Raw genomic sequence first — 13,800 nt, 5'->3', positions numbered from 1 at the left:
TTCGATCACGAAGCGTTGCACTCGTGGGGCGTGCAGGGAAGTGCGCCTTGTCGCAGTGGCCAATCCACGTAGGGTGCGCCGACCCCCCGAGGCCCTTTCCGTGCAGGTCAAACGGGGGTTGAGGGGTGGTCGGACGGGGTGATGCACAGGTGCGGGAAGTTGGCTGAAAACCGCTGTGTGTGTGCGCGGAAACCGGTCAGCTGACCGGTGTATCTCCGCCGGTGTGCCGTCCGCCACGGTGTGACCCGGTTCCCGTGCGGTGACGCCGGCCCCGGTGGGGTGCCCGGTCCTCCGCCGCGAGGCGGGCCGCGCCGCGCTCGGACTGGCGCAGCAGGACCCGGCAGGCGCCCGTGACGGCCGCGAGCCCGAGGGCGGTGCCCGCGGCACCCGCGAGCGAGGTGCCGTAGCCGAGGAGCACCACCGGGACGAGCAGGCAACTGAAGGCGGCCCAGCGAACCACATCCGTCACGGTGTCCCGCGGCGGCGGGGTCGCGCGGTCCGCCTCGGCGGCGGGGCGTGGTGCGGACATGCGGGCTCCCTGTGGCGTGACTCACGGGGTTCAACGCGCGGCCCCGGCGTCGGTCACTGCCTGCGCCGATCGTCGCCACGGGTCATTGAATCCCGTGCAAACCGCCTGTACAGCGCAGCAACCATTGCGTTACGGGCGGTGCCTCGTGCATGCTCCCTGGAACCCGCACGCACAGTAAGCGGGATCTGGGCTAAGGAGGCGTGCCGCCGTACCCTTGGGGGTATGGGGTTGGGAAGACCATTCCCGGACACAGCTCCGCCGCACATGTTGTCCCTCCCGTATAAGGATCACGACGCCGAGACAGCCATGGCCGGTCACGAATTCTTCGAACCAGCGGACCGCAAGCGGCCCGTCGCCGATCCCACGGCGGCCGAGCCCCTGGCGGCGGAAGAGCCACGCCATTCCTGCGATCCCGCCTTCAAGCACGGGGTCGTCGTCGGCTTCGACGGCTCCACGTCCAGTGAGCGCGCCCTGGCCTACGCGATCGGGATGGCCCATCGTTCCGGATCGGGCCTGATCATCGTCCACGTCGCCAACCGGCTGCCGACCACGGTGTGGGCCGGCTGTGAGCCGCCGGTGTTCGTGGACGTGCCGGACCACCGCACCGAGGTGCTCGGTCTGGAGCTGGCCTGTGCGGACTATCTCACCGAGGTGCCCTGGATCCTGGTCGAGCGCGGCGGTGACATCTGCCACGAACTCGAAGAGGTCGGCCGCGAGTACGAGGCCGACGCGATCGTCGTCGGCTCCACCCACGGCATCGTCGGCCGCATCTTCGGCTCGGTCGCGGGGCGGCTCGCCAAGCGGGCGCAGCGGCCCGTCATCGTCATCCCCTGACGTTCACGCAGCAGCAACTCCCTTGTGCGTCGCGCGGATTCCCCTACGCGCAGAGGTGTTTGTGCCCTTGTGAAGGGCATATACGGAACAGCGCACCACTGCATGCGCGAGGGGAGCCCGCCGTGAACAAAGAGGTCTCCGCGGGAAGCGGAATCACGACCGTGGCCGGTCGACTCGCCCTGGACGTCGCCCTGTTGGCCTTCTGGCCGAGCCGCACCGCTCCGATCGACGGCGTGTCAGGTGTTGACGCCGTGTCAATCGCCCAGCGCGCGGCCGGAGTCGGCCGCGGCGGGCTGCCGGCCGGGGTGTGACGGCCACCGGCTGAGTCGGCAGCCGACGCCGGGGAGTCGGGCGGCTTCCCGGCGATGAAACGGACCCCCCGTGCATGGTGGCAGCACGTGGGGGTCCGTTTTCCTGAGCGGCATGCGCGGGTGCCCGGGTGCCTTTCGCGCCCACGCGGCGGAGCCGCACATCGATACGGCCCCGCGCCCCTAAAAGGGGGTCACCTACTCAACCGTCACCGACTTGGCCAGGTTGCGCGGCTTGTCGATGTCGCGGCCGAGCACCAGCGCCGTGTGGTACGCCAGGAGCTGGAGCGGGATGCCCATCAGGATCGGGTCCAGCTCGTCCTCGTTCTTCGGGACGACGATCGTCTCGTCGGCCTTCTCCTGGGGCTGGTGGGCCACGGCGAGGATCTTGCCGCTGCGGGCCTTGATCTCCTCCATGGCGGCGCGGTTCTTCTCCAGCAGATCGTCGTCGGGCACGATCGCCACCGTCGGCAGGGCCGGCTCGATCAGGGCCAGCGGGCCGTGCTTGAGCTCCGAGGCGGGGTAGGCCTCGGCGTGGATGTAGGAGATCTCCTTGAGCTTCAGGGAGGCCTCGCGGGCCACGGGGTAGCCCCGGACACGGCCGATGAAGAGCATCGAGCGGGCCTCGGCGAACTGCAGGGCCAGCTTCTTGACCTCCTCCTCCTGCTCCATGATCGCGGCGATCTGGCCGGGCAGCTTGCGCAGGCCCTCGATGATCCGCTTGCCGTCGCTGACCGACAGGTCGCGGGTGCGCCCCAGGTGGAGGGCGAGCAGGGCGAAGGCGACCGTGGTGTTGGTGAAGCACTTGGTGGAGACGACGCAGACCTCGGGTCCGGCGTGCACGTAGATGCCGCCGTCCGCCTCACGGGCGATCGCCGAGCCGACGACGTTCACCACGCCCAGGACGCGCGCGCCCTTGCGCTTGAGCTCCTGCACGGCGGCCAGTACGTCGTAGGTCTCGCCGGACTGGGACACCGCGACGTAGAGGGTGTCGGGGTCGACGACCGCGTTGCGGTAACGGAACTCCGAGGCCGGCTCGGCGTCGGCGGGGATGCGGGCCAGCTGCTCGATCATCTGGGCGCCGATCATGCCCGCGTGGTACGAGGTGCCGCAGCCGAGGATCTTCACGCGGCGGATCCGCCGGGCCTCGCGGGCGTCCAGGTTCAGGCCGCCAAGATGCACGGTGGAGAAGCGGTCGTCGATGCGGCCGCGCAGCACGCGGTCCACGGCGTCGGCCTGCTCGTGGATCTCCTTGTGCATGTACGTGTCGTGGCCGCCCATGTCGTAGGAGGCGGCCTCCCACTCCACGGTGGTGGGCTCAGCGGTGGTGCGGGTGCCCTCGGTGGTGTAGGTGCGGAAGTCGTCGGCCTTGAGGGTGGCCATCTCGCCGTCGTCGAGGGTGACGATCTGCCGGGTGTGGGAGACCAGCGCGGCGATGTCCGAGGCGACGAACATCTCCTTCTCGCCGATGCCGAGGACGACCGGGGAGCCGTTGCGGGCGACGACGATCCGGTCGGGGAAGTCGGCGTGCATGACGGCGATGCCGTACGTGCCCTCGATGACCCGCAGGGTTTCGCGGACCTTGTCCTCCAGCTTGGTCGCCTGCGAGCGGGCGATGAGGTGGACGAGGACCTCGGTGTCGGTCTCGGAGAGGAACTCGACGCCGTCCGCCTCCAGCTTGCGGCGCAGGTCGGAGGCGTTGTCGATGATGCCGTTGTGGACGACGGCGACCTTGCCCTCGGCGTCCAGGTGCGGGTGGGCGTTCACGTCGGACGGGGCGCCGTGGGTGGCCCAGCGGGTGTGGGCGATGCCGGTGGTGCCCTTGAAGCGGGCCGGGACCTTGGCCTCCAGGTCGCGGACGCGGCCCTTGGCCTTGACCATCTTCAGGCCGGACGTCTTCGGGGACGTGACGACGATGCCCGCGGAGTCGTAGCCGCGGTACTCCAGGCGCTGCAGGCCCTCCAGGAGCAGGGGCGCGACGTCACGCTTCCCGATGTAACCGACGATTCCGCACATGTATACGTATTCCTAGCCGTAGACGATGCGCCGCAGCTGCCGGAGCGAGAGCTCCGGCGGGGCCACGGCGCGGTATTTGAGGTCCGCCTCGATCCGTTCGAAGATCGCCGCGTTGACCAGGCCCTGGGCCTGGAGCTCGCGGTGGCGGCGACGGACGTACTCCTCGGTCGTCTCGTCGAAGTAGGCGAGCACGTCCTGGATCACACGCAGCGCCTCGCCCCGGCCGAGGGCGGTGGACCGCGTCAGGTGATCAACGAGTTCGTCGTGCACTCGCTAGATCCTGAGGTACCGAGGACGCTTTCGCAAGATTCCTGCCCGATTTCGGGCAGATGTCTGTGGGGAGTCCTTGGGGGAACGTTGAACGTGTCATGAGTGCTTGTTCGTGACAAGTCCACCGGACGTCCGGCAGCCCGTTGCCCGGGGCGTCGATTTTTGGGCGCCATGGACACTCCTCGTATGGGCGTACCCCAGCGGCTCGCCGAGCGCATGAGCATGGCCGAGCAGCACGACTACCTGCGCGCAAGATTCTCCCGGCGCACGATGATCAGGGGCGGTGGCGTCACGCTCGGTGCCGTGGCGGGTGGCGCGTTCGTGCCCGGTGCCACCGCCCGGGCCGCCGTGCCGACTCCCCGCACCGCCCCGGCGGCCGAGGCCGTCGACGGCGCGCTCGTCGCCCCCTTCGGCCGCCACCTCGCCTACGGTGCCGACCCGCGCACGGAGATGACCGTCTCCTGGCAGGTCCCGGTCGCCGTCAAGAAGCCCTTCATCCGGATCGGCGCCCACCCCTTGGACCTCTCCCGCAGGATCGACGCCGAGGTCCGCACCCTCTTCACGCCCGCCGGTGTCGGCGCGAGCGGCAACCACACCCAGTACTACGTCCACGCCAGGCTGAGTCGCCTGAAGCCGGGCCGTACCTACTACTACGGCGTCGGCCACCAGGGCTTCGACCCGGCCGCACCGCACCTGCTGGGCACGCTCGGCACGTTCACCACCGCCCCCGCGCACAAGGCGCCGTTCACCTTCACGGCCTTCGGTGACGAGGGCGTCAGCTACCACGCGCTCGCCAACAACAGCCTGCTGCTCGGCCAGAACCCGGCGTTCCACCTGCACGCGGGCGACATCGCGTACGGCGACCCGGCCGGCCAGGGCAGGACCGACGACACCGGCTTCGACTCGCGTGTGTGGGACCAGTTCCTCGCCCAGACCGAGTCCGTCGCCAAATCCGTGCCGTGGATGCCCGCCTACGGCAACCACGACATGGAGGCCTGGTACTCGCCCAACGGCTACGGCGGCGAGGAGGCCCGCTGGACGCTGCCGGACAACGGCCCCGACAAGAAGAACCTGCCGGGCGTCTACTCCTTCACCTACGGCAACACGGCCGTCATCTCGCTCGACGCCAACGACATCTCCTTCGAGATCCCCGCCAACCTCGGCATCTCCGGCGGCACCCAGACCACCTGGCTGGAGGCCCGGCTCAAGAAGTACCGGGCCTCCCGCGACGTCGACTTCATCGTCGTGTTCTTCCACCACTGCGCCTACTGCACCTCCACCTCCCACGCCTCCGAGGGAGGGGTCCGGCAGGAGTGGGTGCCGCTGTTCGAGAAGTACACCGTGGACCTGGTCATCAACGGCCACAACCACCAGTACGAGCGCACCGACGTCATCAAGGCGAACAAGGTCGCCAGGAAACTCCCGATCGGCGGCACGGCCTACCCCGAGACCGACGGCGTGGTGTACGTGACGGCCGGTGCGGCCGGCCGCGGTCTCTACGCGTTCAGCGCCCCGCTGTCGTACGAGGGCCATGAACACGACGTGGACTCCGTCGCCTCGTTCGTCAACGTCGAGGGCGGCAAGCAGGACGAGACCGTCGCCTGGTCCCGGGTCCGCTACCTCGACTACTCCTTCCTGCGCGTGGACGTCACCCCCGCCCCGAAGGGGCACCTGGCCACGCTGACGGTGCGCGGCATCGCCGAGAGCGGTGACCGGGTCGACCACTTCACGGTGGCGCGCCGGGCGAAGTAGCCGCGAGCGCTACATCCGCTTGAGGATCGCCTGCTTGGCCAGGGTGAACTCCTCGTCCGTCAGCACCCCCGAGCGGTGCAGCTCGCCGAGCTCGCGCAGGCGGCGCAGCAGGGCGTCGTGGTCGGCCTCGGACGACGCGCCCGAAGCGGAAGGGGGCTCCGGTCGCGCGTTCTCCGGGTCGGCGGCGGCCCGGGCCGGGTGCGGGAGCCTGGCCTGGACCGCCGCCGCGACCAGCGCCATCAGCGGGTCCTTCTTGAAGCCCCACAGCTCCACCGCGTTGGGGTCGTACTTGGGCGGGGCCTTGGTGGGCGCGTTCCGCACGGTGAAGCGCAGGTGGCCGTTCTCCAGACCGGCCGCCGGGTGCCATTCCACGCCCGTGATGTCGGTGAGGGCGAGCGTGCGGGTGCCGGCCGCGGCCTTGGCGTCCTCCGTCTTCCAGTTCCACTCCAGGCGTATGCGCTCTCCGTCGAAGCCGGCGGTGCCGTCCCCGGCGGAGACCGACAGGGGGACCGACGGGCCCGGCAACAGATACGTGTCGACCGGGCCGGCGGGGACCTGGTCGAGCAGCAGGGCGCTGCGCACCTCGTCCACGAAGTACTCGGCGACGCCGTACCGGTCGGACTCCACGACCAGCTGGTACGGGTCGTGCGGCTCGGTGAGCCGGCCGCCGGTGGCGTGCAGCAGGGGGTCGGCACCGTCGCGCAGCCGCAGTCTGAGCCGTCCCGACTTCTTGCCCTGCTCCAAGGAGATGCCGGCCAACGCCCCTAAGGGAACTACCAGTTCACCCAATTCCCTGCGCAGCAGACCGACGTTCTTGTCCCGCCCGGGAGTCAGTCGCAGCGCGTCCCCGTCGAAGGCCCACGTGCCGTCCTTCTGGATGATTTCCGCCATGGGGTGGATTGTTCCACCCGACTCACGAGAGAGTGGTCCAGACCTCCTGGAGCTCAACGGCTCGTGAAGGGACACGCTTGTGAGAGATGGCCGTGTGAGACAGCACCGCACAACGCTCCGCCTGCTCGGTCCCCTGCTGCTGGTCGCGCTGGCCGCCTCGGTGACCGGGGCCGCCCCAGCACCGGCGGCATCGCCCACCCCGCTCGACCGGGTGGTCCCCGCGCCCGCCTCCACCGTCCCGGGCGGATCCGCGTACCGGATCACCCGCGGCACCCACATCCGCGTCGACGGGGCTCGTGAGGCCAGGGGCGTCGGCGAGTACCTCGCGACGATCCTGCGCCCCTCGACCGGCTACCCCCTCCCCGTCACCACCCGGGGAGCCGGAGGCATCCGGCTGCGCCTCAGCGAGGGCCCCTTCGGCACCGAGGGCTACCGGCTCGACAGCGGCCGGAGCGGCGTCACCGTCACCGCCGCGCGACCCGCAGGGCTGTTCCACGGCGTGCAGACCCTGCGTCAGCTCCTGCCCGCGGCCGTCGAGAAGGACTCCGTCCAGCCCGGCCCCTGGCTGGTCGCGGGCGGCACGATCAAGGACACCCCGCGCTACGGCTGGCGCGGCGCCATGCTCGACGTCTCCCGGCACTTCTTCACCGTCGAGCAGGTCAAGCGCTACATCGACCAGCTCGTCCTCTACAAGATCAACAAGCTGCATCTGCACCTCAGCGACGACCAGGGCTGGCGCATCGCCAACGACTCCTGGCCCCGCCTGGCCACCTACGGCGGCTCCACGGAGGTCGGCGGCGGCCCGGGCGGCTTCTACACCAAGGCCGACTACAAGGAAATCGTGCGCTACGCCGCCTCCCGTTACCTGGAGGTCGTCCCCGAGATCGACATGCCCGGCCACACCAACGCGGCGCTGGCTTCGTACGCCGAGCTGAACTGCGACGGCGTCGCGCCCCCGCTCTACACCGGCACCGAGGTCGGCTTCAGCTCGCTGTGCGTCGGCAAGGAGGTCACGTACGACTTCGTGGACGACGTGATCCGCGAGATCGCCGCGCTCACCCCGGGCAGGTACCTGCACATCGGTGGCGACGAGGCGCACTCCACCAGCCATGAGGACTACGTGACGTTCATGGACCGGGTGCAGCCGATCGTCGCGAAGTACGGCAAGACGGTCGTCGGCTGGCACCAGCTGACGGGGGCGACCCCGGCGAAGGGGGCTCTCGCGCAGTACTGGGGGCTGGACGGCACCAGTGCCGAGGAGAAGGCACAGGTCGCCAGGGCCGCTCAGATCGGGACCGGGCTGATCCTGTCCCCGGCGGACCGGGTGTACCTCGACATGAAGTACACGAAGGAGACGCCACTGGGGCTGTCCTGGGCGGGGTACGTCGAGGTGCGGCGGTCCTACGACTGGGATCCGGGGGCGTATCTGCCGGGGGTGCCGGGCGGTGCGGTGAAGGGGGTTGAGGCGCCGATGTGGTCGGAGACGCTGGAGAACTCCGGGCATGTGGAGTTCATGGCGTTTCCGCGGTTGCCCGGTGTCGCCGAGCTGGGGTGGTCGCCGGCTTCGTCGCATGACTGGGAGCGGTACAAGGGGCGGCTTGCTGCGCAGGCTGAGCGGTGGGATGCGCTGGGGATTGAGTGGTATCGGTCGCCGCAGGTTCCTTGGGGGGCCGGCGGGCGGTGAGTCGTCTGCGGGTGCGTGGGGGCTGGTCGCGCAGTTCCCCGCGCCCCTAAAAGATTGCGACGTTCCCCGCGCCCCCAAAAGGTTGCGCCGTTCCCCGCGTTCCCAAGAGACGCGCACCCCCGGTGGACCGTACACCGGGGGTGCGCGTCCGTCCGTGGGGTCAGAACTCGGCGATCGGGTTCCTCAGGTTGCCCACCAACTGGAGGGCGCCCGACGGGTCCGACAGGTCGACCATCTGTTCGTTGTTGCGGAGCTGGAGGCGGTTGAGGCAGGAGAGGGCGAACTCGGGTGCGAACATGTCGTACTGCCGGAACTTGTCGGTGAGCTCGGGCATCGACTCCTGGTAGCCGCGGGTGACCTCCGCGACCGTGCGCCAGAAGTCGTCCTCCTCCAGGATCCCCTCGGAGGCGAGGTTCGCCGCCAGGAAGCGGAAGAAGCAGTCGAAGACGTCCGTGAAGATCGACAGGAGCTTCTTGTCCTCCGGGACCTCCACGCGGAGCCGCTCGACCGCCGGCGGCAGCACCGCGTCCGGGTCCATGACCGCGATCTCCTCGGCGATGTCCTTGTAGATCGCGCGCTGCACGACCCCGTCCTTCAGCACCAGGATGACGTTCTCGCCGTGCGGCATGAACACCAGGTCGTAGGCGTAGAAGCTGTGCAGGAGGGGCGTGAAGTACGCCTGGAGGTAGCGGCGCAGCCAGTCCGCCGGGGCGAGGCCCGACTGCTCGATCAGTGCGCCCGCGACGGACGCGCCCTCGTGGTCGACGTGCACCAGGGACGCCATGGTGGCCAGGGACTCGCCCTCGTTCAGCGACGGCACCGGGCTCTCCCGCCACAGCGCGGCGAGCATCTTGCGGTACGGCGAGTAGCGGTCCGTGGCCCGCTCGTACTCCAGGTGCCGGTAGCCGACGGCCGCGCGCTCCCTGATGATCGACAGGCCGGTGGCCTTGAGCACCGGGTCGCCCTCGATGAGCTGGGCCAGCCAGTCGTTGATGGCCGGCGTGGCCTCCATGTAGGCGGCCGAGAGGCCGCGCATGAAGCCCATGTTGATGACCGACAGCGCCGTTTTGACGTAGTGCTTCTCGGGGCTGGTCCGGTTGAAGAAGGTCCGGATGGACTGCTGCGCCAGGTACTCGTCGTCGCCCTCGCCCAGGCACACCAGGTGCCGGCGGGCCACCTCGGCGGCGAAGGTGACGCTGAGCTTGTTCCACCACTGCCAGGGGTGGACCGGGATCAGCAGGTAGTCGTCGGGGTCCAGATCCATCTCGTGCAGAACGCCGTGGAAGCGTTCGACGGTCTCCGCGCCGAGTTCGTCACGCAGGAACGACTCGTACTCGATACCGACACCGGCCGTGAACGCGGCGCGCGACCGGTGCGCGGCCAGCCACACCAGGCGGACGGGGCTCGCCGTCTCCGGCGCGTAGGACAGGTACTCGTGGATGCCGAAGCCGAGCCGGCCGTTGTTGGCGACGAAGCAGGGGTGGCCCTCCGTCATCCCCGCCTCGATGGCCTGGAAGCCGGCGCGCGCCAGTTCGGCCGCCGTGGCCTTCGGCTTGGTGAGCTTGTAGCAGGTGCCGGACAGGGTGGAAGAGATCTCCTCCAGGTAGACCGGCAGGATGTCGTCGCTCAGGCCGAGGGACTTCTGCAGCTCGATGAAGAAGTCCAGTGCGGCGAGCGGGACTTCGGTGCCGTCCCGGTGGCGGGTGATCGAGTCGGCGTCGACCTGCCAGTGGTCCAGGGCCCGGCGGGTGGCGGTGTAGCGGTAGCTCGTCAGGCCGTCGTCGCTGCGGACGACGTACTGTTCCCCGTCCTGCTCGGGGGTGATCAGCCGCTCGTGCGCGAACTCGGCGAGAGCTTTGCGGATCAGGAGGCGGTTGGCCCGCGCCCAGCGGTGGGGGGACAGATGCGCTACGGCGTCGGACAGGGTCATACGGCTACTCCTCGGGCGGCCAGGAACTGTGCACGCGTGCAGAAGCTGAGCAGCGCGCGCTTCTCCGGCTTGTCGATCTCGCGCTCGGCCACGAAGCCGACGGCCTCGTTGAGCGCGTGTACTGCCTTGTTGGCGACGTCGGGCTCCACCACGACCCGGCGGGTGCGCGGGTCGGCGAACAGTTCCTCCATCACGGTGGTGATGACGGCCCGGGTGAAGCCGTGGATCGGCCGGTCGGTCGGCGCGACGAGGAAGTGCATGCCGACGTCCCCGGGCTCCGGGTCGTACAGTCCGACCAGTTCCACGTACCGGGGGTCGTACTTCTCCATCAGGAACGCGGGCCGGCCCTCGTGCAGGCCGATGAAGGCGTCGTGGTGCTCGTGCGCGGCGATCCGCATGTACTCGCGCTCGACGTCCTGGAGTTGTGCGTCCTGCATCATCCAGTAGGCCGCCTTGGGGTGGGTGACCCAGGCGTGCAGCAGCTCGGCGTCCTTCAGCGGGTCGAGGGGGCGGACGGTGAGCGTTCCGATGCCGGTTCCGGTGCTCATACGGCGAACTCCTGGAAGGCGATCGTCTTCTCCACCGGGTAGTACTCGCTGCCGAGCAGCTCGCGGATGATGTACGCGTTCCGGTACGGGCCCATGCCCAGGTCGGGGCTGGTGATGCTGTGCGTGTGGACCCCTGCGTTCTGCAGGAAGACGCCCCGGCCGGTGACGTCGATCGCGTAGTTGCGGGCGACGTCGAAGTTGCCCTGCGAGTCGTAGACCAGGCGGTCCCTGACGGGGGCCAGGAACTCCGGCTCGGCGTACTTGTAGCCGGTCGCCAGGACCAGGCCCTGTGACTCCAGCTCGAAGTCCTTGCCCTGCTCCTCCTGGCGGAAGCCGAGCGTGTACGTGCCGTTCTCGTACCGCGCACTGTGCAGCGTGGAGTTGGTGAGCAGTCGGGTGGGGACCGGACCGCCGAGGTTCTTCTGGTAGAGCAGGTCGAAGATCTCGTTGATGAGGTCGCCGTCGATGCCCTTGAACAGGCCCTTCTGCTCGGCCGTGAGGCGGTAGCGGGTCGCCTCGGGCAGCTCGCGGAAGTAGTCGACGTACTCCGGGGACGTCATCTCCAGCGTGAGCTTGGTGTACTCCAGCGGGAAGAAGCGCGGCGAACGGGTCACCCAGTTCAGCCGGTAGCCGTGCACGTCGATCTCGCTGAGCAGGTCGTAGTAGATCTCGGCCGCCGACTGGCCCGAGCCGACCAGGGTGATCGAGTCCTTCTTCAGCAGCTCCGCCCTGTGGGCGAGATAGCGGGAGTTGTGCAGGAAGTCGCCGCCCAGATCCCGGCAGGCCTCCGGTATGTGGGGCGGGGTGCCGGTGCCGAGGACCAGGTGACGGGCCCGGTAGGTGTCGCCGGCGGTGGTGCTCACGACGTAGAGCTCGTCCTCGTACGTCACCTCGGCGACCGTCGTGCCGAAGCGGATGCTGCTCAGTTTGCCCGCGGCCCAGCGGCAGTAGTCGTCGTACTCGACGCGCAGCGGGTAGAAGTTCTCGCGGATGTAGAACGAGTAGAGCCGGCCCTTCTCCTTCAGATAGTTGAGGAAGGAGTACGGGGATGTGGGGTCGGCGAGGGTGACCAGGTCCGACATGAACGGCGTCTGGAGGTGGGCACCGTCCAGGAACATGCCGGCGTGCCACTCGAAGTCGGGCTTCGACTCCAGGAAGACGCCGTCGAGCTCGTCGATCGGCTCGGTCAGGCAGGCCAGGCCGAGGTTGAAGGGGCCGAGCCCGATGCCCACGAAGTCATGGGTAGCGGTCGGGTTTTCAGGACGCGCGGTCAAGGGACTCTCCCAGGTACTGCTCGGCGTGGCCGGCGATCAGATCGAGGACGGCGGCGATGTCGGACGCCTGCGTCTCGGGGTTGAGCAGGGTGAACTTCAGGTAGTGGCGGTCGCCGACCTTGGTGCCCGCGACGATGGCGTCACCGGAGGCGAACAGGGCCTTGCGGGCGTAGAGGTTGGCGCGGTCGATCTCGGCGGGGTCGGTGACGGCCGCCGGGATGTAGCGGAAGACGAGGGTGGACAGGCTCGGCTCCACGACGACGTCGAAGCGCGGGTCGGCGGCGATCATCCGCCAGCCCTCCCGGGCCAGGTCGCACACCTCGTCGAAGAGCTGCCCGATGCCGTCGGCGCCCATGGTCCGCAGGGTCATCCACAGCTTCAGGGCGTCGAAACGGCGGGTGGTCTGCAGGGACTTGTCGACCTGGTTCGGGATGCGCTCCTCCACCATGCGCCGCGGGTTGAGGTACTCGGCGTGGTAGGTGGCGTGGCGCAGCGTGGCGGCGTCCCGGACGAGCACGGCCGAGGAACTCACCGGCTGGAAGAAGGACTTGTGGTAGTCGACGGTGACCGAGTCGGCGCGCTCGATGCCGCTGATGCGGTCCCGGTGCTTCAGGGACGCCAGCAGGCCGCAGCCGTAGGCGGCGTCGACGTGCATCCAGGTGCCGAACTGCTCGCACAGCTCGGCGATCTCGGGCAGCGGGTCGATGGAGCCGAAGTCGGTGGTGCCGGCGGTGGCGACGACGGCCATGGGGACGAGGCCGTCCTTCGCGCAGCGCTCCAGCTCCCGGGCGAGCGCGACGGTCTGCATGCGCTTGTCGTGGTCGACGGGTATGGAGACCACAGCGTCCTGGCCGAGCCCGAGCAGCTTCGCGGACTTCTTCACGCTGAAGTGGCTGACCTCGGAGGCGAAGATGCGCAGTTTCGCCAGGCTGTCGCTCTTGGCTTCCTCGCGGGCGAGCAGCAGCGCCTGGAGGTTGGACTGGGTGCCGCCGGAGGTGAACACGCCGTCGGCCGCCGGGCCGAGACCGATGCGGCCGGTTGTCCAGTCGATCAGTTTCCGCTCGATGAGGGTGCCGCCGGCCGACTGGTCCCAGGTGTCGAGGGAGGAGTTCACGGCGGACAGGACGGCCTCGCCGAGCACGGCCGGGATGACGACCGGGCAGTTCAGGTGGGCCAGGTAGCGGGGGTGGTGGAAGTAGATCGCGTCCCGGAGGTAGACGTCCTCCAGTTCGTCGAGCACCGCGGCGGTGTCGTGCAGCGGCCGGTCGAGGTCGATCTCGTCGATGCGGGGGGAGAGGGCGTCGACGCTGATGCCGGTGAACGGCCGGTCGGTGGCGGCGAGTTTGGCGGCCACCCGCTCGACTCCGTCGGTCACGGAGCGGCGGTACTGCTCCGCGGTGGTGTCGTTGAGCAGGTGCGAGCGCATGTGGGGGTCCTCCGGTGGGGACAGTCCGGTGTGGGACGGGCGGATCTCCGGCGTCCAGAACTTAGGTAAGCCTAACCTAAGTTGATCGAGGGGTCGGCGGGCTCCGCCGTGACTGTGGTCACTCGTGTCACTCCAGCCCCGGCGTAGCCGCGGCGAGTTGCGGTGAGGGCCTGTCGCTTGGATCAGGTCGGCCGAGAGTGGCTGTGCCGCCCCGCTCGGGCCGGCATGATCCAAACGACAGGTCCTAGGTGTGCTGACCGGACAGGTTGGTGACGCGGCTGGCTGGGGTGTGGCCGCTGATTCCGGTGTGGGGTCGGTGGTAGTTGTACCAGTCCAGC

11 protein-coding genes are annotated in these 13,800 nt (G+C 69.2%); 3 read left to right on the top strand and 8 right to left on the bottom strand.

What is annotated here, in order from left to right:
• Positions 1 to 196 precede the first annotated feature (196 nt).
• Positions 197 to 529: a hypothetical protein gene (locus ACIQU3_RS29845; protein ID WP_403726639.1), complete on the bottom strand. Its 333-nt coding sequence runs from the start codon at positions 527 to 529 to the stop codon at positions 197 to 199.
• A gap of 306 nt (positions 530 to 835) precedes the next feature.
• On the opposite strand from ACIQU3_RS29845, the gene ACIQU3_RS29840 reads away from it, so the two are divergent.
• The gene (locus ACIQU3_RS29840) at positions 836 to 1,363 is read left to right on the top strand and encodes a universal stress protein (RefSeq protein ID WP_403726636.1); all 528 of its coding nucleotides are present in this window, start codon (positions 836 to 838) and stop codon (positions 1,361 to 1,363) included.
• A 506-nt stretch (positions 1,364 to 1,869) separates the two neighbouring features.
• Here ACIQU3_RS29840 and glmS read toward each other — a convergent pair.
• Positions 1,870 to 3,687: a glutamine--fructose-6-phosphate transaminase (isomerizing) gene (gene glmS, locus ACIQU3_RS29835; RefSeq protein WP_403726631.1), complete on the bottom strand. Its 1,818-nt coding sequence runs from the start codon at positions 3,685 to 3,687 to the stop codon at positions 1,870 to 1,872.
• 12 nt (positions 3,688 to 3,699) lie between these two features.
• Positions 3,700 to 3,957: a hypothetical protein gene (locus tag ACIQU3_RS29830; RefSeq protein WP_030838058.1), complete on the bottom strand. Its 258-nt coding sequence runs from the start codon at positions 3,955 to 3,957 to the stop codon at positions 3,700 to 3,702.
• Between the two features lie 186 nt (positions 3,958 to 4,143).
• Here ACIQU3_RS29830 and ACIQU3_RS29825 point away from each other — a divergent pair, with 186 nt between their 5' ends.
• On the top strand, positions 4,144 to 5,709 hold the full coding sequence (locus ACIQU3_RS29825; RefSeq protein WP_403928659.1) for a fibronectin type III domain-containing protein: 1,566 nt from the start codon (positions 4,144 to 4,146) through the stop codon (positions 5,707 to 5,709).
• Between the two features lie 9 nt (positions 5,710 to 5,718).
• Here the strand turns inward: ACIQU3_RS29825 and ACIQU3_RS29820 are convergent, their stop codons facing one another.
• On the bottom strand, positions 5,719 to 6,600 hold the full coding sequence (locus ACIQU3_RS29820; RefSeq protein WP_403726622.1) for a DUF4429 domain-containing protein: 882 nt from the start codon (positions 6,598 to 6,600) through the stop codon (positions 5,719 to 5,721).
• Positions 6,601 to 6,694: 94 nt separating this feature from the next.
• Here ACIQU3_RS29820 and ACIQU3_RS29815 point away from each other — a divergent pair, with 94 nt between their 5' ends.
• Complete coding sequence (locus tag ACIQU3_RS29815) at positions 6,695 to 8,284, top strand: beta-N-acetylhexosaminidase (protein WP_403928657.1); 1,590 nt, start codon at positions 6,695 to 6,697, stop codon at positions 8,282 to 8,284.
• Between the two features lie 160 nt (positions 8,285 to 8,444).
• On the opposite strand, the gene ACIQU3_RS29810 is transcribed toward ACIQU3_RS29815, so the two are convergent.
• From ACIQU3_RS29810 to desA, 4 genes are read right to left on the bottom strand one after another with little or no spacing between them, the layout of a single operon-like run.
• Entirely contained in the window at positions 8,445 to 10,214 is a 1,770-nt protein-coding gene (locus ACIQU3_RS29810) for an IucA/IucC family protein (RefSeq protein WP_403928654.1), read from the bottom strand.
• Positions 10,211 to 10,762, bottom strand: coding sequence for a GNAT family N-acetyltransferase (locus ACIQU3_RS29805; protein WP_403726612.1), 552 nt, complete (start codon positions 10,760 to 10,762; stop codon positions 10,211 to 10,213). Before ACIQU3_RS29805 ends, ACIQU3_RS29810 begins: the two co-directional genes overlap by 4 nt.
• Positions 10,759 to 12,036 carry a lysine N(6)-hydroxylase/L-ornithine N(5)-oxygenase family protein gene (locus ACIQU3_RS29800; protein ID WP_403726609.1) on the bottom strand — a complete coding sequence of 426 codons (1,278 nt, stop codon included), beginning with the start codon at positions 12,034 to 12,036 and terminating at the stop codon, positions 10,759 to 10,761. The genes ACIQU3_RS29805 and ACIQU3_RS29800 overlap by 4 nt, the downstream gene beginning before the upstream one ends.
• Complete coding sequence (gene desA, locus ACIQU3_RS29795) at positions 12,020 to 13,462, bottom strand: lysine decarboxylase DesA (protein WP_403726606.1); 1,443 nt, start codon at positions 13,460 to 13,462, stop codon at positions 12,020 to 12,022. The genes ACIQU3_RS29800 and desA overlap by 17 nt, the downstream gene beginning before the upstream one ends.
• Positions 13,463 to 13,800 lie beyond the last annotated feature (338 nt).

The sequence above is a fragment of the Streptomyces sp. NPDC101110 genome (genome assembly GCF_044759525.1).
Lineage (GTDB): Bacteria > Actinomycetota > Actinomycetes > Streptomycetales > Streptomycetaceae > Streptomyces.
Note: the sequence above shows the minus strand (reverse complement) of the source record. Positions and strands in the feature narration are given on the sequence as shown.